We start from the raw sequence: 24,959 nt of genomic DNA on the forward strand, positions 1-24,959 counted from the left end.
CAAGGCCATGAAGACGTACCCTTACTCCTTTCACATTGCGCTGGATGGTAACGGCATCAACGGTCTTGAAGGCATGGCGGGGATGTGCCTTTTCCACTTCGATCCAGCAGACAACAGCTACGCCTACAAGGTGAAGTATTACGACGGCGCGTCCGCTGGCCACGCTTGCATGGTCAGCCCGGATGGCAAACATGGTTATCTGGGCAATGCAGGCCAGCACTTGCTGTTCTATGACGCGGCTACGATCGAGGAGCAACAGCGCATCTCCACACTGCGGTATGAAGCGAACGACTCTACCATTCGAGGCAGCACGCACGTTGTTTGGCTGAACGATAAAGAAGTGTTAACCGCTGTGGGCGATTACTTTTATCGCTTTTCAGTGGACAGCCTGGACAAGGGTGAGCGGTTGATGCCGCACAACGTAAAGCTGCCACATGGGATGAAGGTAAGTGCGTCCGGCCGATACTTAGCCTACGGCTCGATGGACAACCCAGCTTTTGGCGCCAAGGGCGAAGCGCGGGAAATTGGCATACTCGACTTAGTCTCAGGCGAGGTCACGCATTTGCCCATGCCCACGACGTGTTGGCATATCGTCGCGCATCCCAAGAAGGATCTCTTCTACGCAGTCTCGTTTCGCGTGCTTCCGCAGGACAACGTGAACTATCACGAGTGGGCGATGGCGTTTCTGAAGGAGTATGCCTACGAGATTGATCCAGCAGAAAAGCGGATTTCACGTCACTGGTCGACCAGCCGTGAGACACCCGCACATATCAATTCCGACATCACGATCTCCGACACGGAGCTAATGTTTTGCAATGGCGGCAGTCAGACGATCGTCTGCGTAGACCTTGAGACATTCTCAAAGTATCGCGTGATCGATGAGCGCCCCAGCTTTCTCACGCAGATGAAAAATCCTCGTCAGGTGGGCACGCAGATTTACGATGTGCTCGCACGTGGCGGCCTCTTCAGCAGTTCGAAACACCTGCTGGATGCCATGCGCGTGAGCCGGTTTACTTTTTTGGATTCGATCTATGCCTGTCAGTTGTCGAAGGATCAATCACTGCTTTTCACGGCGAATCGCGGCCTGAATCACATCACCGTTTACAACTATCCTGAGGCCACCATTCGACTAAGAGTCCAGATGCCCGATCTACATGAGTTCATGCCGTCGCTCACGACGATTGCCGACCCACGGCTGGGCTTCCATCATAGCTACCTGATCAGCCCGCAGGTGTGACCATGGCCGCAGCATTCGCGATCGTCTCTGCGGCCATGGCGAGCTTGCGAAAGTTACCGGGGATGAGGGATGTCACAAAGCTTTCGGCTGCGGCGGCGACAGTCGATTCAAGGATGGAAGGCACACCCGGTAGTCCCCTGGCGTTCAGGCTGAACTCGCCCGCGAAAATGATACGTGTGCCGCGTCCGCCTAGGGCTGGCTCAAACGTTGTAAGCCCCGTGCAACGCGTGCGATCTGGAGCGAAGTGCAGCTCAATTTGCCATGCGCATTCGTGATTCTTCTCGTGCCACATTGCGCGGTCTGTCCATGCCAACATATCGGACTTGATGACCGAGGAAAGCACCGCGGGAAACTTAGCCTTTGCCTGCCACAAGTTGACGAGAAAGATGTCGCCATCCGGCTGCACGGTTCGTTCCTGGACGGCGACGCTCTCAATTTCATCAAGATGAGGCACAAGTTCCCCGAGCCGGTCACGAATGGCTAACCATGCGTCTTCCACTGGGATTTTTACGATTTGAATGGACTTGAATGTTTTCACGGTGTTTCCTTCATGAGTGCTGCACGCGCGTCGTAGACTTCGCGGCCGAGCGAGAGTGTTTGCCGCAGCGGAATGGAAACATGTTTGCCGGATACCAGCGAGGCGATGGCAGTGGCAAGTGCTGGACGCGCGGGTCCTGGCGCATAGCCCAGCTCATCTGCCGCCTTCGCATGGCTGTACCAGTAGAACTGTCCGACCATCTTCGCTTGTTCGCGCGTCGTGGTTGGGCGTGTGCCTGAAAATTGTGCCCACATCTCGTGCGCGGTTGCGGCCAGAAAGCTGACTGTGTGGTTTGCGTAGAACTGAGGGCCAGAGACACCGCAGAGTTCACCGACGGTGCGATGAATCAGCGACCACTCCATGTTCTCGGAGCCAAGCAGGTAGCACTCCCCACGTCTTCCCTTCTCCGCCGCAAGAATATGACCCCGAGCAACGTCGGCCGCGGATACGATGTTGCAACCACCCGGAAACGTCGTGCGAAATGGATCGGAGAGATAGGCAATGATGATGCCGTTGCTTGGACTTAGCTTGGTGTCGTGCGGGCCCACCGTCATGCACGGATTGACGACCACAAGATCAAGGTCGAGGTCTGCAGCGAGTTTTAGTGCTGTGCGTTCCTGATGCAGTTTGCTGAGGCAATATGCAGGTGACGATGTTTCATCGGGCGCGTCCGTCTCTGACCGCACCGCGGTATAGTCCGAGGAGCCGAACACCACCGACGAAGATGTAAGTACTACACGCTTTACGCTTGCGGTGCGTGCTGCAATCAATACATTGGACACGCCATCAACGGCAGTCTTCTCCAGATCGGCATCGGTAATGCCCCAGTACGAAAACACCGAAGCCACATGGAAGACAACATCGCAACCGGCGACAGCAGGAAGCAGTGTCTCCGGCTGCAGTACATCTCCGTAGACGATAGCGAGCGATAGATCCTTGATCGCACTGAGATCGCTACTGGTGCGCACGAAGGCGCGCACCTCATACCCATCCTTGAGCAAAGCACGACAAAGGTTTGCGCCGATGAGACCATTTGCGCCTGTGACAAGAGCTACCATTCAACTCTCCGGATTCTGTGTGCGGCTCGGCGCGACGTCTCGCTGAATAGCCCTGGCTAAATCTTTCAAAAAATCGACTGCGCCATCCGTAACAGATTGCAGTTGAGCCTTATCGACCCACGAAGGTATCGCGCTCGTTGTAGGGTCCGGCGTATTGGACGGAGGCGCGAAGTGCGAGAAGCCGTCTGCATCCACATAGATGGGTGGAGTAGGAGTCGTACGCAATGAGAGCTTCGATGTAAGACGGTCGACCGCAACGCGTGCGCTATCAGTAAGCTCACTGAGTGAGTTGGAAAGCTTCGCGGAAGCAGTCTTGGGTTGTGTGTCTGCAGCAGTCCACGGCTGGCCAACGCGGTACTCTCGTTGCTCAAATTGCGCAGTAAAGTTTGCGATTGTCTTCGTGAAGAAGTTCTTATACGCGTCCGCTACGAGGTAGTTCTTGAGCGCGGGATTCAGGTCGAGTTGCATCATCTGCCAGAACACAGGAAGAGAAAACTCCTGTCGCCCCACGATGGTGATTTCAACTTCATTCGCGGGGGTTCGTTTGAAAATAACGATGCCATCGTCGAACCTTGCAGAGTTGTTTTCACTCTTGATGGTGCGCCACCAGATTTTCTGCTCATTCTCCGTGTATCGCGCAAACTCAAGTTTGGAAACATCGATCGGCTGGCCTCCACTGGGCGCCGTGTAATTGGGCTGCGGCAGATAGATGTTGCGTTCAGCCTGATGCGTCACACGACCAGCCTCATCGCGAAGAACAGGAACGCACGAGCCCCCAATGTAATCGTTCATCATGCGAATGGAACGAGTAATATCCACCTTCGCCACAAAATCATCGAATGGGATCGGGATTTCGCGCGAGACATGGAACAAGATGGAATGATCGATGGTGTGAAGCCGCATTCCATTGGCGTCCGGCGGGAACTGCAGCACCAGTTGTTCCAGCGGTTCCATGTATTCCTGCGACGCTTCATAATCGGCGGCCGTTAAATCCTGCAAAGAGATGTTGAGCGGACGCTCCATCCACTTCAACTTATCCTTCGCAAACATCACCTTCGACGCATCATTGAGCTGGTTTGCATTGCCCAGGGTGTAATTCAGGCTAAGAAATGCGGCGAACGAGAGCGGATCTGCATCCAGGCTGCCGAACTGTGCAGCCAGTGTGCTGTTGATCCTGTCCGTCATCGCGTCCTTGAATGGAAAGAGCAGCCGATCTACACTCTGCAGCCACGCAATGGCAGTGCGCTGCACTTCAAGCGATCCATTACGCTTGGCTACAGCATCGGCAACCATGGGATGAACATTCTTTACTGCGGGGAATGGGCTCAGGTCTCCACTGACCGAATACTGAGACGGCAGCCCCTGTTCGCGCAATAGTTTTGCCACGATAAGAGACGCGTACGGATCGACGCCAAACTTATTGGCGAGCGTCCAGTCCGCCAACGTGACGCTGCTGCTTGCGATGATCGTTGAGACAGCGAGCGGCATGGCGCATCGCGAGCCTGCACTGCCGTGGTTGGCCAAGTACGCATCCACCATGGCGAAATGTACAGGCGTGTGTTGCAACAACTCATTGCACACATCTTCCGGGCGGAGCCGGTGGTAGTACTGCAACTCTGTGTCCTGCAACGGCAGCACGCCAATCAGGTTTTGCGCTGTGCCGGCAAAGCTGAACTCATCATCGGTCTTCGCCTTCGCAAAGCTGATGCGAAAGTCCGCATTCTTCCACGAAGCATTGAGGGACGAACCACTGAGGATGCTGGTTGCAGGAAACTCCGCATCGCAAAGATCTTCGCTAAGGTCTGAGAAATCGTACGCGTTCTGTTGCGTGGTTTCGAAACGATAGCCCGCGAGATCGGCCAGGATAAGTGGGTCGCGGTTCTCTAACCAGAAGGCTGAGCTGTTCTGCGCTGTGCCAATGGTCACATTGGTATATCCAGCGGCGTGCAGCCAATCGACCAGATGCTCCACCAGTGCAGGATCGGTGATGCACGTGGCAGGTTTGAAATAGAAGTTCAGGTCGGGCTTGATGAAGATAGCTAACTTGGCGGCCGAAGCACTTGTTTGCTCGCACCGAAGGTTTAGTGCCTGCAACAAGCCCGCCTGCGAAACAGCCGCGTCGAAACAGGCGAATTTATCCTGCGGGTCTGTAACGAGAGCTACGACGACGCCTTGAGTGGAGTCGCTCATCGTTCTTGCCTCGCAGAAGCGTTTTTGTATCGAAATCCGCGATGAATCAAAGCTACGATGACGCTTGAAACGACAGCAAGTGCTGTGACCGCGATGATTGCCTGTCGAGCCGTTAGTAACTTGGCCAGAACTAAACTGCAAATAATGCCGCAACCACCGAGCACAAGCAGACCAACAAACAGGACCAACGCGAGTCGCGCATTGGCCCGGTCATAGCACCGCGAAGCGTCTTCAAGGCCCAGGTGATCAAGCTGTATTTTGAGTTGCCCCTGCGCAAGTTGCGTGAACGTGGTCCGCAGCGTTGCAGAAAAATCCTGAAACCGCAGGAGAGTTCCCAGACCAATCCCGTAGTCCTGATGAGCGTTCGCATCCTGTGGCAATACAGCCGGCTGGTTTTGACGAAGCAATGGCATTGCAATGGGAATCAGATCAAAAGCAGGATCGAGATTCTTGCCAACACTGTCTGCCGTTGCCAACACCTTAAAGGCCAGATAGAAACCGCGCGGCAAGATAAGTCGGTATTTCCCCGTGATTGCCAAAATATCCGCGAGCAGCCGGGGTACGGCAACAGCATGCGTGGTTCGATGACTCGCAAGAAAACGCCGCATGTCCTCACGCAGCGCAGCAACATCAATGCTTCCGGTCGAATCCGCAAGCGCGAGGACGGATGCCGTCGCTGATTCCGCATCCTGTTGCAACAAGCTGTACAGCAGCGTGTTCACGCACCCACGTTCCTGAGGGCCAAGCTCTCCTACCAGGCCAAGGTCATAGAACCCGATCGTGCCGTCCTTCGAGACGATCACATTATCCGCATGTGGATCGCCGTGAAAGAACCCGAAGCAGAATATCTGCCGCAGTAACGTTCTCGCGAAGGCCTGCGCCGCTGCCTTATTGAAGGGCGTATAGCCCTTAAGATCCGCTAACTTCGTCCCCGGTTCATACGTTGTTGTAAGAACGTGGCGCGCAGAATGGGAACGAATGACGCGCGGAACACGGATGCTGGAGTCATGTTCGAATTGCCAGGCAAACCGGTCAAGATTGTTTGCCTCCAGTTCATAATCCAACTCAGACTGGACGTCGTTCATAAAGTCGGAGACGAGTCGGGCCGCGGAATCACCGTCGTTGCCGTGCTTCATACGAAGAATCAATTGTTGGATGATCGCTGTATCGCAGTGCAGCAGCTCTTCAAGGCCTTTTCCCTGCACTTTCACTGCGACTTCCATGCCATCCTTCAACCACGCACGATGCACCTGTCCGATAGAGCCTGAGGCGATGGGTGCGCTCTCAATGCGCTCAAAGAGTGTAGTAATCGTGCCTTTGAGTTCCTCCTCGATGACAGCTTGGGCAACTGCAAAGGGAAATGGCGTGGTTTCGTCCTGTAGCTTGGCCAGTTCGTCGCGGAACGGTTTACTTAGAATTTCATCGCGCGTGGAAAGTAGCTGGCCGAACTTGATAAACGCGGGTCCAAGTTCACAGAGCGCGTCACGCACAGTTTTTGGTGAAACGCGTGGCGAGAATCTACCACGGGCAAGGTTCTCAAACATCTCAGAGAGGCCATACCGCACCAGAATTGCGAGCACGTCGCGGTAGCGTCCACGGCTGCGCGCATCAAGTATTCCGGTGATAGGTTCTGCCACGGCCAATGTAAAGCCTCTTGCAGGGGAAAATGTGCTGTGGGGGCCAAGATTATCACCAATTTCGGGCCCTAAAAGTAAATTGTGAAATCTGTTGTTGTCGTGGGATGAGTGCGCATATACTCCGGGCAGAATCAAGACGCACTGAAAAGGCGGATTCTATGTCTAAGGGCGGCACCCCCACAATTCCCAACGACTACACGTATTCCATTGGCGGCACTGGAACTACTCTGTCTGTCGATTACGGGCTGGACAACATCCATGTGAAAGAACTGCCCACGCTGGAAGTTGGCGTGACCGCGTTCCCTGAGGTTACGGGCAACGCAAACATCGCGATTAAAGAGCTGCCTCCCATCGTTTCTACCGTGACGACCCTGTCCACAGTGAATACGACGTCGAGTGTGGCAATTACAGAAATTCCGCCCATCACGACGAATCTGAATATCGCTGTCACCGAGATACCGGAGCAGCGCATTCACTATCCGGCTCACTACCAGCTTGGGTTCAGTCTCCTGGGCATGGAGATTTGGGGCCTCTCGCTCTGCGGTGAGGCACAGGTCATCAACGAAAAGTACGTTCCGCGTAGAACCGAGATTTGCCGTTAGAGCAGGAGTTCCAATGGCCGAGTCAGTGATTCAGTACGCCAATGTTGACCCGAAAGGCGTCGTCTTTTACGGCCCGCCAAAGATGCTGCGTGGCACGTTACCGTTGGTCAATCCTACCGATCAGAAATTGAAGATGCAGTCGCTGGCTGTCACCACAGATACATTGCGTGGACCTGCATCACTGCCGTTGCAAACCATCGCTGTAGGTGTACGGCTCATGCCTGGGGAACAGGCTGCGGTGCGCAGCACAATTCAATTGGACCCGCAGACCGCTCCCGGAACGTACTCTTTCAGCGTCGATGTCTCCGGCACATCCGTTCCGGTGACAGCACATGTCACGGAGGTCGTCGACTTCCGCATCGAGCCGGCAGCCGTGACACTGCTCGCTGGATCGGAGAACTCGTTCGAACGGACCTTCGTCATTGAGAATGCAGGCAATGTTCCGCTGCCGCTCGGCGAGCGGTGTGAAGCGCCATTGACCGATTCGATCGACCTTAAGACATCCATGCTGCATGGCCTTAGCAATGCCGGCGATGCGGAAGTGAAAGAGAAAGTGAATGCATGGTTGAAGGACTGGGGCGAGCGCATGCCCGGCATGCTCGTTGTCCTTCGCGACCCGATCGTACTGAGCCCTGGCAACAAAATGACTGCAACGGCGACGTTCCAACTGCCGGATACTTTGCAGCCATTCCGTTGCTACACGGCAAATTTGCAGCTTTACAACGCATTTCTTACCGTGACGGTCTACACAACGCGCAACGTGAACGCATCCAGTAAGAAGAAACGGGGGAATGAAGATGGCGTGTAGCGAATCCAGTGTCTCCAATCCAATGACTCAGGCCAGCCAGCAGGGCATGCAGTGGTTCACTGATTACACAAAGATGAACCTCCAGATGGCGCAAACTGCGTCGCAGATGCTGACGCCGGTGATGTCTGCCTGGATGAGTTGGTATCAGTCGCTGCTGCCTTCGCAGTTGAGCGACCTCACCAAGTCAACGAGCGACACACTGATGTCCATGGCGAAATCAGCCATGTGCGACATTCCATCCACGGTCTGTCCTCCTAAGTGCGCATGCGATATTGAGTGGTCAGCCTACCCCGGCGAAACCCGTAAAACGACTGTGAAGATCAGGAACACCTCCAAAGACACGATTGAATACACCTTTGTTGGCAAGCCCTTTACACATTGCGATAAGACACTCGATCTGATTCCTGAGATCAACACCCAGTCCGTCACTGCTGCGCCGGGCGAGACAGTAAGTGTGACGATCGGCGTCACAGTGAGCGAACAATTCCAGAGCGGCGTCGCGTACCAGTCAGAAGTTCTGGTGCGCGGCAAGTATGAGCGCTGCATCAAGATCAAGCTAAGCGTGGCCTGTGGCTGCGACGATGCATGCAGCTTCGACCAGGGCGACATCCCCTACCACGTGCGCCCGGACAACTGGTACAAACACTTCCAGTGCAGTGAGCCGTGCTTTGAAGCGATCCAGCCGGGGCGCACCACGACAGGCGTCAATGGGACGGACGTTGCCGGAGTGAAGTCTTGACGAATAGCTCTCAAACGCTTGCAGACGCTTTGAAAGCTCTTGAAGGTCAGGTCGTTGAGTCGTATGTTGACGGCTGGAAGAGCTATTGGAAGCTTGTGACCGACGTTGCGCGCGATCCATCGTCGTTGCAGGCAGCACAAAAGGAATATCTGAACCACGTGGTTCAGACAGTACCGGGAAATGTCTCGAAAACTTTTCAGGCTGGTGCGCGGGTGTACGGGGCTCTTGTGCAATCCGGCGGCCAGCTTGCCAGCGAACTCTACACGCGCACCGCACAGGACGTGACCAAAGCAGCAACTGCAGCTGCGACAACCGCAGAGACGGTAGCTGCACGCGTCGCGGAGCCAGTTGCGCCCTCAGAATTCATCTTTGAGGGGTACGCAGAGGAAACACTTAGCAAGAGATTTCTTGTGTCGAACAAATCACCACAACCGGTCAGCGTTGCTCTCGAGATCTCGAGCTTCACGCCCGATACAGAAGGCGCTTCGGTTCAGGTCAACGTCACGCCACAAACATTTTCTCTTGGCACCAATGAAGAGAACGTAGTGACGTGCGCGGTGACGATCCCTGCCTCTCTTACGCCAATGCAGGACCACCGAGCAGTGCTTTCCGCACCCGGCTTACCTTCTTTAAGCATCGGCCTGCATGTTCGCAGCATGGGTGAACGGGACGTTGTGGTTGAAGATGCCCCACCGGGCTGATCCGCTCTGGCGCTAGAAGAGGCAGAGCGCGAGGGATGTAGCAACAAACGATCCGACGCCAATCCCTGCAACGAGATCCGAAGGATAGTGCTGGCCACTTGCGACACGAGCCCAGCACAGCAGCAACAACCCGAGCACCAGCTCCGGGATAGCTCCATGATGCCGCCAACAGAGCAATAGGCCGACCACAGATAAGGTCATGCAGTGACCGCTGGGAAACGAGTACTGATCCAGACAGCGGCCGCGGTACGGGATGTCTGTAGCGAATTGAAAGGGCCGTTCGCGAGCAATGCGTGGCTTGGTGGAACCGTACAACAGATGTGCTACAGAAACGCCCATCGCGAGTGCGAATAGTAGCTTCCACTCATGCAGCACGATCACCCACAGCGCCAGCGGTGCATAGATCCAGCCGTTGCACACCTGATTGGTAACGTCTGCAAGCAGACGGATTGGCCTAGGTTCTGAGAGCCGCACCAGCTTCACCACCCACGGTATTTCCCTGTGATTCATGCGCAGGAATAACGCATCAATCCGAGCACGAGACGAGGATGTGAGTGGGGCTAGAGCGTTCGTGGAAGACATCGTCTTTCACCTGGCACTTGCGGGGATCGGTGCTGTTGCCGCGATGCTACACCCGCCTCAATTCCCGGAACAAGCACAAAACGTGCCCAATCGAAATCAGGCGTTGCCGACGGATCTCACATTGTCAGTGGTGGAATGTGGGTGGTAGCTTTTTGGCGTGGAAGTTTCAGAACCAGTTGCGCCTCTTGCTGACGGGCAGGATCGACTGCTTGTGCAGGAAGTACTGGGCAGCAAGAGCTTCGAACGCACTACATCCCTGCGACGTTTGCTGGAATACCTATGGGTGCATCGGAGCGAAGAAATCAATGAATACGCCATTGCAACGGAGGCGTTAAGCCGTGCCTCCGATTTCGATTCAAAGATTGATGCAACAGTTCGCGTCCAAATTGGACGTCTTCGGCGAAATCTCTACCGCTTCTACAGTGAAGAGGGCCCTCACCACGTTTGGCGACTGACGATCCCCGTGGGTTCACACGAACTCCGTTTTGTACCAGCCTCTGAAGCGGAGCTACAAACCGCTTCATTCATCGATACGAGCGCCAGTCTGGCACCATCGGTGACGCCCCTCGTGGAATCTCCACGCCCGTGGATTTCCGCTCCCATAGGCTATGTGCTGCTCGCCTGTGTGCTGGTGTGTACCGCCTTGCTAGCCGCAGATCTGCTTCGGCGCACCTCGAATTCACCTTCAGCCGAACGCATGGACACCCCACAGTTCTGGAAAACATTCCTGAACAATGGCAAAAGCACTCGTTTCGTTCTGCCTGCGCCCATTTTCTTTTCCGTACAAGCGACGCCGGGGCACACGGTGATGCTGCGCGACATCTTCGTGAATTCACCTTCGGAGTGGAATCGTTCACAGGTGCTGACAGAGGTGTTTGGAAAAACGGAAAACCCCAAAATATGGCAGGGATATACCGTGGCTTCGGACACCTTCGCCTCACTGCAACTGGCGCGTTTTCTGGATCGCTACGGCGTCCACACCAGCTTTTCCAGCTCCGCCGACCCACCCCGGGAAATTCTTGACCACGAGAACATCATCGCCTTCGGCACGTCGAGCTCGCTTGCATCCTTCCAAGCCGACGTGGATCGCCTCAGCTTCCGGTTAGCGCCCCATGAGGTGAAAGTGACAGATTTACTCAGCCCCGCGGATCACCCGCAGGAGTTTCTGGCAACCCACGAAGGGACGGACCGCGACATCGTTCCCGGCATCGTTGCCGTGCTTCCCCATGGGGACGCAGGCGGAAGAATCATGCTGGTGCAGGGAGCCCAGACCCGAGCCATCATCTCCTACCTGACTTCCGAGGAAGGTATGAAGGAGATGGGTCAGGCGCTCGCAGGAATGAAGACACCCTACTTCGAAGCGGTGCTGTTGTCTGAAGTAAACCGCGGAGCCCCGCTGCAAAGCCGCCTGGGAACCGTTCGCGCTTTCGTGGAGCGATCACCCGAAACGATGGCAAAGCTACTGCAAGTTAAACAAAACATTAAGTAACAACGTTACATTTACGACCTGGAACTCCCCAACGCTGCTCGTGGGGTGGAATTCTTCCTGCCGTTCAGCGACACAGCATTTCTGTGTGCCGCGTTTCAGGAGGCACCACCCATATGTTGATTTCCTCTCAGAGATTCGCTCCCAGAATCCTCCTAACAGCTGCTGCCGCGCTCTCTGTACCGGCTGCGATGATGGCTCAGACTGCGACCGCGACCATCACCGGCACTGTCACTGATGCCACCGGGGCCGTCGTGCCGGGCGCGCAGGTCACCGTCGTCGCGCACGGGACAGGTCTTACCTACCAGGCCGCGAGTTCCTCGGATGGCAGCTACACTGTGCCTCTCTTGCCCGTCGGCAGCTACGACATCACAATTGCGGCCGCAGGCTTCTCCGGCTTCAAACAAACCGGGATCACCCTTGATGTGGGGCAACGTTTCCGCGCTGATGCCTCGTTGAAGACTGGCGGATCGTCAGAGACGATCACGGTCACGTCGACCACCGCACCGTTGCAAACGGACGAATCCTCCGTCGGCAATGTCATCGAGGGCCGAGCCATCCAGGAGCTGCCATTGAACGGACGCCAGCCGTTCACCCTGGTGCTGCTCGTGCCGGGCGTCCAAACTACATCCCGCGCCTCCAACGGCTTTGCCGATGCCAGCAACCAGGGCTTCTCCCGCCTGCGCATCAATGGCGGCTCGACACTCGGCAATCAATTCCTGCTCGACGGCGCCATGGACACGATTCCGACAATCAATGAGGTGTCCGTTGTCCCCATGGTGGATTCCATCGCCGAATTTCGCGTCATCACCAACACACCAGCCGCAGAGTTCGGTATGAGTTCCGGTGGATATGTGAATCTGGCCACCAAGACCGGCACCAACGCCATCCACCTGACGGCATATGAATTCGTACGGAACGACATACTCAATTCCGTAAACCGATTCGCCACCAAAGACCCCGTCACCGGCCGCCTAAAACCGATCCTGCGCTACAACCAATTTGGTGGCACAGTCGGTGCACCAGTGCGCATTCCCTGGCTTTACAACGGCCATGACCGCACCTTCTTCTTCTTCGGCTATGAGCAGTGGCATCAGCGCAGCGCTTCGCTGCAACGTTCTACAGTGCCCACTGCCCTGCAGCGTTCGGGCGATTTCTCCCAGACCTACGCTACTGCCACCTCAACAACTCCGATTCCTATTTACGATCCCTCAACCACAGTGGCGAATCCCGCAGGAAACGGCTTTATACGCACGCGGTTTGCAGGGAATAAGATCACCACGTTCGACCCTGTAGCGCAGGCGGTTCTTAAGTACTATCCCCAACCAAACATCGCTCCGGTGGACCCCAGGACCAACGCCAACAACTTCTATTCGGAAGCCACAGGCGGAATCGATCAGGACATCATTGCCATTCGAGGCGATCACCGCATCAGCGATTCAGACAGTATCTTCGCCCGTTACGCCGGAAACCTGAATACGACACACACGGTGGGTTACGGGCTGGGTGACTCTGATCCACTTGCCCGTAACGACACACGTAAGAATTACAACTTCGCCGTGGGCGAGACGCACACGTTCGCACCAACTTTGTTGAATGAATTTCGTGCCAGCTTTGTTCGCCAGAAGCTGACCTTCCTCGCCCCCTCATACAACAAAAACTATCCGCAGACACTTGGCTTCCCTTCCATCATTCCGCAGACACTGTTTCCCTCCGTAGCCGTCAGCGGTCTGATTGCCGTTGGCCCAACGACCGGAACGTTCACGGCTGGAAACCGCATTGGCACGGTGATTCAGTTTGCAGATAGCGTCTCCTGGATTCGCGGACGCCACAGCTTCAAATTCGGTGTAGAGGACCACATCACGCGCTACAACCAGCTTGGCCAGATCTATCCTTCCGGCAACTTCAGTTTCACAGGTGCATACACGAACAATCCGCAATCGCCCGCAGGAACCGGCGTCGCCTTTGCTGACTATCTTCTGGGACAGGTTGCGGGCGGCCAACTCACCATCAACCCCGCCTTCGCAACGAAGTCATGGGCAGGTGGCATTTTCGCGCAGGACGATTACAAAGTCACATCAAGGCTGACCTTCAACGTCGGCATTCGATATGACATTTCAGGTCCGCCAGTGGAACGTCATGGATGGTCCTCCACCTTTAATCCCTATCTCGTCAACTCGCAGACAGGCCTGCCTGGAGTAATGCAATACGCAGGTGTGAACGGCTCGCGCCTGTTCGTCCGCTACGACGCAAACAACATCGCTCCACGCTTTGGCTTTGCCTACTCCGCAGACGACAAGACAGTGATTCGAGGCGGTATAGCAATGATCTACAACCCCGTAGAATCCGCGGACATTCACCAGGTAACGAACACGGGACTAGGCTTCTCTTCACAGACCACCTTCAGCGGCAACGGACCTTATTCGGCGTTCCAACTTTCCAAGGGACCCTCCGCACTCATTGCACCTACTGGAGCAGCCGGCGGTCCAACTGCCTATCGCGGACAGAGCGTTTTCTTTCAGAATCCTCATGCTCCCACGCCCTATTCCCTGCAATGGAACTTCGCTGTGCAGCGTCAGCTCCCGGGCGGCTGGACTGCATCCGCGGCATACGTGGGCAACAAGGGAACGCATCTGTTGGGCGGCAACTACAACATCAACACGCTGAACCCCGCGTACTACGCACAGTACGGCACCAGATTGCAGAATCAGGTGACCAATCCGTTCTACGGCAAGATCACGACCGGAACTCTCTCCGGTACAACCATCTCGCAGTCGCAAGCGCTGCTGCCTTTACCCGATTACCTCAGCGTCACTACGTTGGCACGCCATGGGGCCATGAGCATTTATCACGCGCTGCAGGCTACCGCAGAACATCGTTACTCGCACGGCCTCACGCTGCTACTGGCCTACTCGAAAAGTAAGTTAATTAACGACTCCACGTCATCGGATTCCGGTGAGAGCGCAGATGGCGTCTACCGCGATCCCATCTATCGCCCCTATCTGGAGCGCTCCCTTGATCCGAATGATACGTCGCAGAACCTTTCTGCTTCGGGCGTGTGGGAGCTTCCCATCGGAACACCATCGCATCGTGCGCTGAACGTGCTCACCGGCGGTTGGCAGATACAGGGCATCCTTCAATGGCAGACGGGCACACCGCTGACAGTGACGGGATCGAACAACTTCACCGGAACACCATTCCCAAATCTCGTCGGCAATCCCACGCTGTCAGGCAGTCAGCGAAGCATCAGCAAATGGTTTAACACCGCTGCCTTTGCGAACCCTGCGGCGTACACCATTGGCAACGCGCCACGCACTTTGCCCGCAACTCGCGGTCCTGCGTTCACCAACGTGAACTCTTCACTGATCAAGAACATCATCATGGAGAAATGGAAACTGGAACTGCGCGCAGAGGCCTTCAATCTCTTCAATCATCCCAATCTCAACAACCCCAACACGTCGTTCACTCCAGATAGCACGGGGGTCAACACCAATGCTCTCTTTGGAACGATCACCAGCGCCATGGATCCTCGCGTCTTCCAGATCGGCGTCCACCTTAGCCGCTAGAACGCATTGATACACAAACGAAACTTAGGAGAAAAGAACGTGCGCTGGAAGCAATTTGCAACTGCAATCCTTGCAACACTGAGCATCAGCACCATGGGCTGGGGCGCCACGCCACGACAGTTTGACGTGGTCGTCTACGGCACAACGGCAAGCGGAGTCATCGCAGCCATCTCTGCAGCAAGACATGGCATGAACGTCGCGCTGGTAGGTGTCGATCAACATTTAGGTGGTATGGTCACCGGAGGCCTCAGCCATTCCGACCGCGGAAAGGACGCCGTGATCGGTGGCATGTCTCGTGAGTTCTTCGAACGCGTTGGCAAGCACTATAACGAAACGCTCGAATGGAATTTTGAACCACGTGTTGCGGAGCAGGTGTTCCATGAAATGCTCAACGAGACCAAGGTCGTATACATTCCGCGCGCACGCCTGAAAGAACATGGCGGCGTAACCATGAGTAAAGGCGACATCACCTCCATTGCACTTACGAACGGAGACGTTCTGCGCGCCAAGGTCTTCATGGATACAAGCTATGAAGGCGACCTGATGAACGAAGCCGGTGTGAAATACACGTGGGGACGCGAACCGGAGAGCGAATACAACGAATCCATTGCCGGCGTTCGTGGAAGACAGCGTCCAGACCATCACTTCAACGTTCCAGTGTCACCATGGGCCGCTCCAGGAAAACTTTTGCCGGAGGTACAGAACCTGCCGCGTGGCCCTATGGGTTCAGGCGACAAATACGTGCAAGCCTATGGCTTTCGCATGTGTCTCACGAACGTGAAGGAGAACATGATCCCCTTCCCGAAGCCGCCGGGCTATGACGCATACCGTTACGAGCTGCTGAAACGCTATCTTGCAGCACTCGAAAAGGCGGAAGGTCATCCGCCACATATACGTGAGCTGATGATCATGTCTCCACTTCCGAACGGCAAATTCGACATCAATAGTTTCGGCGGATTCTCCACGGATCACATTGGAGCAAACTGGGACTACCCCTCTGGAAGCTACGCTCGACAGAAAGAAATCTGGCAGGACCACTATAACTACGACGCAGGTTTCTTCTACTTCCTCGCCAACGACGCAAGCGTTCCGAAAGCACTGCACGATGAAGTGAACGGCTACGGCCTGGCGAAGGATGAGTTTCTCGACGAACACGGCTGGCCCTTTCAGCTTTACGTTCGCGAAGGCCGTCGGATGTTGGGCGAATATGTCATGACGCAGAAGGACATCACCACCAACGTTGGAAAACCCGACTCCATTGGTATGGGCTCCTACCAGAGCGACTCGCATCATGTGCGCCGCATTCCTACGCCGGACGGGTATGTGGAGAATGAAGGTGAACAGTACGTCGTCACCAAGCCTTACGAAATTCCGTATCGCGTAATGCTGCCCAATGCAACGCAGGTGAAGAATCTGCTGGTGCCGGTGTGCTTCTCCGCGAGCCACGTTGCATACTCCACCATTCGCATGGAACCGCAATACATGATTCTTGGGCAAGCCGCAGGCGTAGCTGCTGCCATTGCCGTACACGACAAGCTCCCGGTAGCACGGGTTCCCGTAAAGCAGCTGCAGGGCACTCTGCGTAGCGAAAAAGCGGTGCTCTCTCTGCCTCAGTAACTTACGCCAAACCGGTTCCGCATAGGACTTCCGAAATAGGGAATCCTGTGCGGAACCATTTTCCTGTAGGCCACTGGCATTCACGGCTGCCGCAAGTATTCTGAATGCATGAAGGACTTCTATATTGCCGATGCGGCGACGTATGAAAACGCCGTTGTCACCTCTTACTTTTTGATGTCGCAGATGTCTGCGCGAGACAAAAAGGGAGGCGGGCAATATCTTGCGCTCACGCTGAGCGATCGAACCGGCAACTTCGATGCACGCATGTGGGACGAGATCGCAGAATCGCTCACCACCTGCACCGCAGGCTGCTACGTGAAAGCTATGGGGCGTATCGAACGCTACAACGGCCGATTCCAGATCAACCTTCAAAAGATGCGCCCAGCCACCGAAGAAGAAGTCGACATCACTGACTTCCAGCCAGCCACGCAGTATGATGTGGACGCTCTGTGGACAGAGCTAAACGGCTATGTCGCAGGCTTCCGCAACCCGTGGCTGCAACAATTGGTCCGTAGCTTTCTGGACGACCCCGAACTTGGACCAGCCTTTCGTTCTGCGCCTGCCGCAAAGGTACTGCACCACGCATGGATTGGCGGATTGTTGGAGCACGTAGTCTTTCTCCTTCGTCTCTGCGCGCGCGTTGCACCGCAATATGCCGATGAAGTCGACCCTGATCTACTGATGGCCGGCGCCATCCTGCATGACTTTGGCAAGGTGCGCGAACTCGCCTGGAAGTCCAGCTTCTCGTACACCACCGAAGGCCAGTTGCTGGGTCATATCACCATCGCTATCCGTATGTTGCAGGAAAAAATCGCAGCCATTCCTGGCTTTCCGGATCGCCTGCGCATTCTTGTGGAACACATGATCCTGTCGCATCACGGCAAGTTTGAATTCGGTTCACCGAAGCTCCCCATGACGCCAGAAGCACTCGTCTTCAGCGCCATCGATGATCTGGAAGCGAAAATGCAAAATATGCGAGCCGAGTTTGCCAAGGCAGTGGAAAGCGGCAAGCAGCCCGATGAAGTCACAGACTTCTCGCGTTCCATGGAGCGCCCTTTGCTTAACTCAAAGGCGTATCTGGCAGGTGAGTCCTAGCGCGACTTATCTCATCTGCAACAAACCTGCATGCTGCAGATGAACCTGAAGTAGCAGCAACGTGGTGCCAACACCAACCTCTAATGCTGTCCAAATAGCAATGCTGCGAACGATAGGGCGCGCCTGATCTTGGCGATAAAGCAACGGAAGATTGGCCGCGGCACTGACCATTGAGGTGACGATAGCCGCCATAGCGCCCTGCGACGCGCTTGCGTCGCCGTGTGCCACAAGATTCGCAGCAGCGGCAGTGCTGCTTGCACTGGAAACAGCGCCGCCGATGAAGCTGACCACCAGCAAACCCTCGCTGCCGAGCCAACGCGTAGCCAGCGTCCCTACGATCTGAATCAGTAGAAACAGCAGGCCAAAGCGGCTTACTTTTGAAATCGAGATCGGCGAATCCAGATTCAGCGCAACATCCTTCTGATCATCCGCGGCACGCCGTTGCAGCCAGATGTACACCGCTGCTACCGCTAACATTCCTGCCATCGGCAAGAAAGCCTGTTGCGCCGCAGCATTGCCACCAAAGATTGTTAGCAGCGCAAGGTTCCGCAACAGCATGGCAATCGTGGTGAACGTTACGGCAACCCCAGTCTCTCGCAACATTCCGGCTGCAGGCAGAGTCGTCGCCAGCTCCACAACGGACGCCGTAGAGTTCACCAATCCACCCAAAACGGCGGACAGCGTCACGCCCTTCGATCCATACAGTCGCAGCAGAATGTAATTCAGAAAACCAATGCTGGCGACGACGAGTACCGTCAGCCATGCCTGTCGCGGCTGCAACAGATGCCACGGGTCGACAAAGTGGTTGGGCAACAACGGCCAGATGATGAACCCGAACAATCCCAGCAGCAGAGCGCTGCGCATCTCTTCTGTCGTGACACCGCCCGTTAGAGCGCGAAATTGCGGTTTCAGAGAGAGCAGCCAGGTTGTCAGAATGGCCCCGGCAATTGCCGTGAATATGTGCCCCTGTCCTGAAAGCACGCCCAGCACAAATGTGACCATCAGGGCTGCGGAGGTTGTTCCCTCAACAGACTTTGTTTCCAGGATGTCACGCACATTGAGCATGATGGCCAGCATGATCACGCCGACCATGCCCGTAACCTGCATCGCAGGCGACAGGAACGAAGTCAGCACACCCAGCATGGCGCTGAGGCTGAAGGTGCGAACACCAAACTCCTTGTTCGACCACTGACGTTCAAACCCGATAAGCAGCCCAATAGCCAGCGCCACACCTAGCTTCAGCGCGGTGAGGTCCGGAGGAAATTGTGTGCCGTCAGGATGAAGTAACTCAGCGTAATGCTGCATTCACTCGTGGTCTCAATGTGGAGTAGTAGGCGCAGGCTGTGGGGCAGGTTGCTGCGGCTGATTATTTTCGTCGTTGTGTTTGCCGAGACCAAACATCTTCTGGAAGAAGTTCCGATGCTGCTGTGGTTGTCCGTCAGGCCCAACAGCAGGCTGCGAACCATTGGCGGGTTGCGCCCCGCTATTGATGCCGCCACCATTCACACTGGTTCCTGCGGTATCGCTATTTGTGCCAAAGAGGCTGTCCATCAGGCCTGAGCCATCGCCCATGTGACTGCACGTGTTATGCGGTTGTGTTCCGTCCAGAAATGCCATCGTCGCAGTCTTTCCAGAGCAGCTGCCATCAGCAATCTGTCCGGAGCTGAGATCGATGGGGTAATTCGTCACGCCTGCGGGCGGCGCGGCGAACTGTTTCATATCGCTGTACTGCGGCAGTTGGATCGCACGCTTCATGAACTCTGCCCAGATGGGCGCAGCGGTGTCTGCACCCTGCACCTTCTTGCTCAGGTTGTCAGAGATATCCGTGTAGTCATCATTGCCAATCCACACGATGCACAGCAGGTTCGACGAATAACCGGCAAACCACACATCATGCGATGTACCCGTCTTACCAGCAGCCGGTGCCTTGAAGCCCAATGCGCGAACAGTTGATGCAGTGCCGTAAGTCACCACGCCTTCCATCAGCGATTGCGTCAGGTAGGCGGCTTTCGGGTCCATCACCTGCCGCGCTTCGGGCGTGAAGTCGGCTACGATATCGCCCTTGTCATTGCGCACGCTGGCCAGCAGCCACGGATTCAGATGGACGCCACCATTCGCAAACACGGTGTACACACCCGCCATATCCATAGGCGTTGCACTGTAAGTTCCGATCGCGACAGAAGGCGTGGGACGTGCAGAATTGATGCCGGCGGAACGCGCCATCGCTGCCACATTCTCATAGCCCACACGTTGCGCGAGTGAGATGGTTGCAATGTTCAGCGAGTGATACAAGGCTGTTGCCGCGGTCACCATGCCGGGATATTCACCACGTTCGAAGTTGCCGGGGGTGTAGGAACGACCACCTGTACCAAAATCCTGCGGATCGTCATTCAGCTGCGTCAGCGCGGTAAATGTTCCAGTGTCCCCCAGCGGCTGTCCATTCACGCTTTGCGAAAAAGCAGTTGCATAAACCAGCGGCTTAAAGATTGATCCCGTAGGCCGGCTCGACAACGCATGGTTCAACTGCGAGGATCCGTAGTTACGTCCACCCACCAGAGCAAGCACCTGTCCTGTGTGCGGATCCAATGCAACAAGTGACACCTGCGGATATTTGATTGGCGCATCGCCCTTATGGCGCTTGCGAATCATTTCATCAATGCGCGGCATCATCTCCGCCACGGCTTCCGCCGCGGCCTTCTGCAACTCTGGATCAAGCGATGTGTAGATACGAAGCGTTCCACCATTCGCCTGATCGCCTAGACGCTGCTGCAACTGATCGTGCACCAGGTCAACAAAGTAAGGCGCTTCGCTCGCATCCACATTCTGTGTAGCAAGACGAATCGGCTCCGCTTCCGCACGCTCTTCTTCCTGCGGTGTCAATGCACCCGTTTCAATCATGGAACGCAAAACAATGTTGCGACGCTCCAGAGCACGCTCCGGATGACGAAACGGATTGAAGTAGTTGGGCCGCTGAATAATGCCCGCCAACAGCGCGCATTCCGCCACATCCAACTGGCGAAGATCCTTACCGAAGTACGCCTGCGAAGCCTCGCCAAAACCATTGACCGCGAACGAACCACGCTGCCCAAGGTTGATCTGGTTCGCATACATCTCAAAGATCTGCTGCTTATTGAAGCGCGATTCCAACTGCAGCGTGATCATGATTTCAATCAGCTTGCGCTTTACGTGCTTTTCAGGCGATAGGAAGAAGCCGCGCGCTAACTGCTGTGTCAGCGTGGAACCGCCGCACACCGCATGCTGCGATAAAACATCCTGCACGCCGCACTTTATGAGACGCCCAAAGTTCAGACCGTTGTGTTCGAAAAACCTGCGATCTTCAATCGCAGTAACAGCCTGCACCAGCTGTTTCGGAATCTGGTTGTAGGTCACCAGCCTGCGCTTGATGCGGTTCTTATCTTCGCTCAGGCCAGTGATGAGTTGCGGCTCCAACTCATACGCACGCAACGCCACACCATTCTCAGCAGTAATACTCTGCACCGTGCCGCCGCTGGTATTAATTGTGGCGCCGTCCGTGTTGTGGAACGATGCCTGTCCCGGCTTGATGGAGATGCTGTCGCCAGAAACCCTAAAGGTGCCAAGCTGCGTATTTGTGTTGTATCCCGCGCGCCGCAAGTCCTGTGCAATGGAGGCCGCAGTCATATCCTGCCCCGGGCGAATCTCGCGCGGAGCTGCGAAGATCTGTGCAGTGGAGGAGAACAGCGGCCCGTTGTTCAGCCGATCATCCACAACCTTCTGATAGTGGTTGTAGTAATAACCGAAGATCATGGCGCCAAGTAGGAGGCACACCAGCGCCACAATCAGAAGCGCCATTACGGCGCGCTTCCACAAAGGACGATCCGTGCCATGATGCACCGGAATCCCCTCGTGGTCGTAGCGCCTGCCACCGAGCTTAAGCTTGACCGCCAATCGTCCTCCTACTTCTTCCCTGCTCTTGGACGTATTTCGTCCCGCTTAGGCTTGCTGGCGTGCTGTCTTTAAAGCGGTAACGACATTGGCAACCGCAACATCTTCCGTTCGTCCCTGCAGGCGATCCACCAACTCCACGAAACCCTCTGCAAGACGCTTGCCGATGGTCACGCGATACGGAACACCGATCAGGTCCGCATCCTTGAACTTCACACCCGCAGAACCGTCACGGTCATCCAGCAGAACATCAAAGCCAGCCGCTTCCAGATCGGTGGCGATCTTCTCGCCTGCCTCTGCCAACGCCGCATCCGTCTGCTTCGTCACCGTAACCACCACTTCAAACGGCGCAATCGAAGCAGGCAGAACGTAGCTCCATTCACCCTTGTCGTTCTTGCCGTTCTTCGCCGCGGACTGCTCAATCGCAGCCGTCAGAATGCGCTCAATACCGATGCCGTAGGAACCCATGATGGGCGTGGTTTCCTTGCCATTCTTATCCAGAACGCGCGACCCCATGCTCTCGCTGTACTTGTAGCCCAGCTTGAAGATGTGACCAATCTCAACTGCTTTGCCCAAACGCAGCGCGATGCCTGCAACGGGATCAGCCTCGCCCTCGTTGATGTTGCGAACATCAGCGATAACAGTGGCCGTAAAGTCGCGGCCCGGCGTCACGTTGCGAAGGTGGTATTCCTCTTTGTTCGCACCTGCGATCAGGTTTGCACGGCCTTCGAGCGCAGCATCCAGAACCACCATGATGCCCTTGTCGTCGCCAGCCTTCGCCGCAACCACACCGATTGGCCCCAGGTAACCAGCAGGAGCATTGAATGCTGCCTCAATCTCTTCAGGAACCATGGGACGCAGCTCTGCACCCGCCACCAAAGCGCCCAGCTTGGCTTCGTTCAACTGGTGATCGCCACGCAGGAAGACAACGAGCGAACGCGTCTTCACAACACCCTTTGCGTCTGCAGGCCACGTGGCCATGTAGGCCATCGTCTTGATCTGGTGAATCTTCTCCACCTTCAGGAATTCGCCCACCTCATCAATCGTGCGCTGTCCCGGCGTGTGCACCAACTCCGGCGCACCTGCCGTTGCTTCCAGATCAGCAACAGCTTCCAACTTCGACGTTGCCTTCTCAATGTTGGCGGCGTAAACGACTTCGCCAGCTTCATTGCGAGCAGAAGCAATCCAGTCCTCACCCGCTTCGGTGTAGACCATGAATTCCTGCGATTGCGATCCGCCCATAGCGCCCGAATCTGCTTCAACGCCGACAAACTCAAGTCCGCAACGCGTAAAGATGCTGCGATACGCCGCGTCATGCAGGTCGTAGCTGTGATCCAGCCCCGCCTGATCAATGTCGAACGAATACGCGTCCTTCATGGTGAACTGACGTACACGCAACAGTCCGCTCTTGGGGCGGGGTTCGTCGCGGAACTTCGTCTGGATCTGGTACCAGATTTGCGGTAACTGCTTGTAGCTACGAATCTCATTGCGCGCGATGGACGTCATAATCTCCTCGTGCGTCATGCCCAGGCACAGGTCCGCGCCCTTGCGGTCCTTCAGGCGGAACATGTTGTCGCCCATGCCCGTCCAGCGACCGCTTTCTTCCCAAATCTCACGCGGGTTCAGCGCCGGCAGGAAGAACTCCTGCCCAATCTTGTCCATCTCCTCACGCACAATGGCGTTGATCTTGTTAATGGAGCGCGTAGCCAGCGGCAGGTAGCTGTAAATGCCAGCGCCAAGCTGGCGAACGTAACCTGCGCGAAGCAGAATCTGGTGGCTTGCCACCTCGGCGTCCGCGGGAGCTTCGCGGAGCGTGGGAATAAACAGTTTGGACCAGCGTTGCATTGCTTTTGTGTGCTTTCTGGGCCGCAAAAAGTGCGCGGCAAAGTGTCCGTCTATTCTACCGGCTCGGTCTGCCGTATTCGCGCCACCCAATAATCCTCTGCATCGGTACACTGGTAGAGATCATCTGTAATTGCTGAGGTCTCTGTCGAAATGCGAAACGCCCTGGTCGGTGGAATCATTGTTGTGGTCGTAGCTGTGCTGGCATGGGCCGGCATTCACAATGTGAAGGCGCGCCGCGCCGCGGAAGCTGACGCGAAAAATCGCCAAATGACCATCTCCGTGGACAAGCCCGGCGCTTCTGCGTCCATGGATTCGCCGGTCGCAGATCTCCGTGGTAAACCTGCCGCCGTCTTCACCCTGACCAGCAATACCGGCAAACGCGTCTCCCTGAACGACTACAAGGGCAAGCCCGTTCTGCTGAACTTCTGGGCCACCTGGTGCACTCCCTGCAAGGTAGAGATGCCCTGGTTTGAGGAGTTCCAGAAGAAGTACGCCGCGCAGGGCCTGCAGGTGGTCGGCATCAACGAAGATGAAGACGCCAAGAGCCCCGAGATTAAGGCGCAGATCAAGAAGGTGCTGGAAAACACAGGCGTGGATTACACCATCCTGATGAGTGACCAGAAAGTGGGCAACGCCTACGGCGGTCTGGATGTTCTGCCCGCGACCTTCTACATCGACCGTAACGGCAAGATCGTGGCACAAGCCATCGGTCTGGCTCCGAAGGAAGAGGCTGAAGCCAACATCCAGAAGATTGTGTCGGGAAGCTAGTCATGAACGAACTACAGAGACCGACCACAAAGGCATCCACGCTTCGCACTGTCCTTGTTTGGGTTGGTTTGCTTGTCGTCGTCGTCCTCATTCGCACCGTCGTCGCCCATGCACAGAGCATGAACGTGGGCCAGCCCACTGCGACAAAGAAGGGCCATGTCGACTTCATCGCGGACGGCCAGTCCATCGCAGCCAATCAGCCTGCGACCGTAAAGCTGCACTTTCGCGTAGACCCCGGTTTTCACATCAATTCGCATAGCCCGAAGAGCGACGTCCTGATCCCCACGCGGCTCACGGTTGCAATGCTGCCCGGTGACCCGGAAGTAACGAACGTGGACTTCCCGGCCGGCGAGCCATTCTCCTTCGCCTTTGAACCCAAGCAGAAGCTGGATGTGTATCAGGGCGACGTCGTTCTGACTGCACACCTGAAGGCAAAGCCCGGCCAGCACACACTCAAAGCCGAACTGTATTACCAGGCCTGCGATCACGCTGCCTGCTACCCGCCGAAGAAGCTCCCCATCGAGCAGCCGTACACCGCGAAGTAAATACAGGTTTTCCTCTATCCT

Annotated in this window: 19 protein-coding genes; 11 read left to right on the plus strand and 8 right to left on the minus strand. The window is 55.9% G+C overall.

The genetic code is table 11. The features are described 5' to 3' along the window. The first annotated feature begins 7 nt into the window (after nt 1–7). Nucleotides 8–1,237 (plus strand): hypothetical protein, encoded by a 1,230-nt coding sequence (locus M504_RS15675; protein WP_052200912.1) that lies wholly within the window; start codon nt 8–10, stop codon nt 1,235–1,237. On the opposite strand, the gene M504_RS15680 is transcribed toward M504_RS15675, so the two are convergent. Genes M504_RS15680 through M504_RS15695 form a run of 4 tightly spaced genes read right to left on the minus strand, consistent with a single transcriptional unit; the run spans nt 1,221 to nt 6,660 of the window. After that, on the minus strand, nt 1,221–1,775 hold the full coding sequence (locus tag M504_RS15680) for a hypothetical protein (protein WP_047495548.1): 555 nt from the start codon (nt 1,773–1,775) through the stop codon (nt 1,221–1,223). The two genes, M504_RS15675 and M504_RS15680, sit on opposite strands and share 17 nt — an antisense overlap. Further along, entirely contained in the window at nt 1,772–2,833 is a 1,062-nt protein-coding gene (locus tag M504_RS15685; protein WP_047495551.1) for an NAD-dependent epimerase/dehydratase family protein, read from the minus strand. Before M504_RS15685 ends, M504_RS15680 begins: the two co-directional genes overlap by 4 nt. Further along, nucleotides 2,834–5,023, minus strand: coding sequence for a DUF362 domain-containing protein (locus M504_RS15690; RefSeq protein ID WP_047495554.1), 2,190 nt, complete (start codon nt 5,021–5,023; stop codon nt 2,834–2,836). Beyond that, nucleotides 5,020–6,660, minus strand: coding sequence for an AarF/ABC1/UbiB kinase family protein (locus tag M504_RS15695; RefSeq protein ID WP_156993908.1), 1,641 nt, complete (start codon nt 6,658–6,660; stop codon nt 5,020–5,022). Before M504_RS15695 ends, M504_RS15690 begins: the two co-directional genes overlap by 4 nt. A 158-nt stretch (nt 6,661–6,818) precedes the next feature. Here M504_RS15695 and M504_RS15700 point away from each other — a divergent pair, with 158 nt between their 5' ends. Genes M504_RS15700 through M504_RS15715 form a run of 4 tightly spaced genes read left to right on the plus strand, consistent with a single transcriptional unit; the run spans nt 6,819 to nt 9,510 of the window. Beyond that, nucleotides 6,819–7,262 (plus strand): hypothetical protein, encoded by a 444-nt coding sequence (locus tag M504_RS15700; protein WP_047495560.1) that lies wholly within the window; start codon nt 6,819–6,821, stop codon nt 7,260–7,262. Between the two features lie 13 nt (nt 7,263–7,275). Continuing rightward, the gene (locus tag M504_RS15705) at nt 7,276–8,070 is read left to right on the plus strand and encodes a hypothetical protein (RefSeq protein WP_047495563.1); all 795 of its coding nucleotides are present in this window, start codon (nt 7,276–7,278) and stop codon (nt 8,068–8,070) included. Continuing rightward, nucleotides 8,054–8,809, plus strand: coding sequence for a hypothetical protein (locus M504_RS15710; RefSeq protein ID WP_156993910.1), 756 nt, complete (start codon nt 8,054–8,056; stop codon nt 8,807–8,809). Before M504_RS15705 ends, M504_RS15710 begins: the two co-directional genes overlap by 17 nt. Further along, a complete protein-coding gene (locus M504_RS15715) occupies nt 8,806–9,510 on the plus strand; it encodes a hypothetical protein (protein ID WP_047495568.1) in 705 nt (234 codons plus the stop codon). Before M504_RS15710 ends, M504_RS15715 begins: the two co-directional genes overlap by 4 nt. 12 nt (nt 9,511–9,522) lie before the next feature. On the opposite strand, the gene M504_RS15720 is transcribed toward M504_RS15715, so the two are convergent. Then, on the minus strand, nt 9,523–10,092 hold the full coding sequence (locus tag M504_RS15720; RefSeq protein ID WP_084214465.1) for a phosphatase PAP2 family protein: 570 nt from the start codon (nt 10,090–10,092) through the stop codon (nt 9,523–9,525). A gap of 157 nt (nt 10,093–10,249) precedes the next feature. On the opposite strand from M504_RS15720, the gene M504_RS15725 reads away from it, so the two are divergent. From M504_RS15725 to M504_RS15740, 4 genes are all read left to right on the plus strand, one after another. After that, the gene (locus tag M504_RS15725) at nt 10,250–11,581 is read left to right on the plus strand and encodes a hypothetical protein (protein ID WP_047495573.1); all 1,332 of its coding nucleotides are present in this window, start codon (nt 10,250–10,252) and stop codon (nt 11,579–11,581) included. A gap of 113 nt (nt 11,582–11,694) precedes the next feature. After that, a complete protein-coding gene (locus M504_RS15730; protein ID WP_047495575.1) occupies nt 11,695–15,144 on the plus strand; it encodes a TonB-dependent receptor in 3,450 nt (1,149 codons plus the stop codon). Between the two features lie 39 nt (nt 15,145–15,183). After that, on the plus strand, nt 15,184–16,761 hold the full coding sequence (locus tag M504_RS15735) for an FAD-dependent oxidoreductase (RefSeq protein WP_047495577.1): 1,578 nt from the start codon (nt 15,184–15,186) through the stop codon (nt 16,759–16,761). 108 nt (nt 16,762–16,869) lie between these two features. Then, nucleotides 16,870–17,856 carry a 3'-5' exoribonuclease YhaM family protein gene (locus M504_RS15740; RefSeq protein WP_047495580.1) on the plus strand — a complete coding sequence of 329 codons (987 nt, stop codon included), beginning with the start codon at nt 16,870–16,872 and terminating at the stop codon, nt 17,854–17,856. A gap of 6 nt (nt 17,857–17,862) precedes the next feature. On the opposite strand, the gene M504_RS15745 is transcribed toward M504_RS15740, so the two are convergent. From M504_RS15745 to M504_RS15755, 3 genes are read right to left on the minus strand one after another with little or no spacing between them, the layout of a single operon-like run. Continuing rightward, entirely contained in the window at nt 17,863–19,161 is a 1,299-nt protein-coding gene (locus M504_RS15745; protein ID WP_052200913.1) for a DUF4010 domain-containing protein, read from the minus strand. A 12-nt stretch (nt 19,162–19,173) separates the two neighbouring features. Continuing rightward, nucleotides 19,174–21,783 carry a PBP1A family penicillin-binding protein gene (locus M504_RS15750; protein WP_047495582.1) on the minus strand — a complete coding sequence of 870 codons (2,610 nt, stop codon included), beginning with the start codon at nt 21,781–21,783 and terminating at the stop codon, nt 19,174–19,176. Between the two features lie 45 nt (nt 21,784–21,828). Further along, complete coding sequence (locus tag M504_RS15755) at nt 21,829–23,625, minus strand: proline--tRNA ligase (protein WP_047495585.1); 1,797 nt, start codon at nt 23,623–23,625, stop codon at nt 21,829–21,831. A gap of 150 nt (nt 23,626–23,775) precedes the next feature. On the opposite strand from M504_RS15755, the gene M504_RS15760 reads away from it, so the two are divergent. Both M504_RS15760 and M504_RS15765 read left to right on the plus strand, forming a co-directional pair. Further along, nucleotides 23,776–24,393 (plus strand): TlpA disulfide reductase family protein, encoded by a 618-nt coding sequence (locus M504_RS15760; RefSeq protein WP_047495588.1) that lies wholly within the window; start codon nt 23,776–23,778, stop codon nt 24,391–24,393. Nucleotides 24,394–24,395: 2 nt separating this feature from the next. Continuing rightward, on the plus strand, nt 24,396–24,938 hold the full coding sequence (locus M504_RS15765) for a protein-disulfide reductase DsbD N-terminal domain-containing protein (RefSeq protein WP_084214466.1): 543 nt from the start codon (nt 24,396–24,398) through the stop codon (nt 24,936–24,938). The last annotated feature ends 21 nt before the right edge of the window (nt 24,939–24,959 follow it).

The organism is Terriglobus sp. TAA 43, from assembly GCF_000800015.1.
Taxonomy (GTDB): Bacteria; Acidobacteriota; Terriglobia; order Terriglobales; family Acidobacteriaceae; genus Terriglobus.

What these genes read in the sequence shown, in the direction of transcription:
- M504_RS15675 (WP_052200912.1), top strand. Translation starts at nt 8, where the DNA reads ATGAAGACGTACCCTTACTCCTTTCACATTGCGCTGGATGGTAACGGC.
- M504_RS15685 (WP_047495551.1), bottom strand. Translation starts at nt 2,833, where the DNA reads ATGGTAGCTCTTGTCACAGGCGCAAATGGTCTCATCGGCGCAAACCTT.
- M504_RS15690 (WP_047495554.1), bottom strand. Translation starts at nt 5,023, where the DNA reads ATGAGCGACTCCACTCAAGGCGTCGTCGTAGCTCTCGTTACAGACCCG.
- M504_RS15700 (WP_047495560.1), top strand. Translation starts at nt 6,819, where the DNA reads ATGTCTAAGGGCGGCACCCCCACAATTCCCAACGACTACACGTATTCC.
- M504_RS15705 (WP_047495563.1), top strand. Translation starts at nt 7,276, where the DNA reads ATGGCCGAGTCAGTGATTCAGTACGCCAATGTTGACCCGAAAGGCGTC.
- M504_RS15710 (WP_156993910.1), top strand. Translation starts at nt 8,054, where the DNA reads ATGAAGATGGCGTGTAGCGAATCCAGTGTCTCCAATCCAATGACTCAG.
- M504_RS15720 (WP_084214465.1), bottom strand. Translation starts at nt 10,092, where the DNA reads ATGTCTTCCACGAACGCTCTAGCCCCACTCACATCCTCGTCTCGTGCT.
- M504_RS15730 (WP_047495575.1), top strand. Translation starts at nt 11,695, where the DNA reads ATGTTGATTTCCTCTCAGAGATTCGCTCCCAGAATCCTCCTAACAGCT.
- M504_RS15740 (WP_047495580.1), top strand. Translation starts at nt 16,870, where the DNA reads ATGAAGGACTTCTATATTGCCGATGCGGCGACGTATGAAAACGCCGTT.
- M504_RS15745 (WP_052200913.1), bottom strand. Translation starts at nt 19,161, where the DNA reads ATGCAGCATTACGCTGAGTTACTTCATCCTGACGGCACACAATTTCCT.
- M504_RS15755 (WP_047495585.1), bottom strand. Translation starts at nt 23,625, where the DNA reads ATGCAACGCTGGTCCAAACTGTTTATTCCCACGCTCCGCGAAGCTCCC.
- M504_RS15760 (WP_047495588.1), top strand. Translation starts at nt 23,776, where the DNA reads ATGCGAAACGCCCTGGTCGGTGGAATCATTGTTGTGGTCGTAGCTGTG.
- M504_RS15765 (WP_084214466.1), top strand. Translation starts at nt 24,396, where the DNA reads ATGAACGAACTACAGAGACCGACCACAAAGGCATCCACGCTTCGCACT.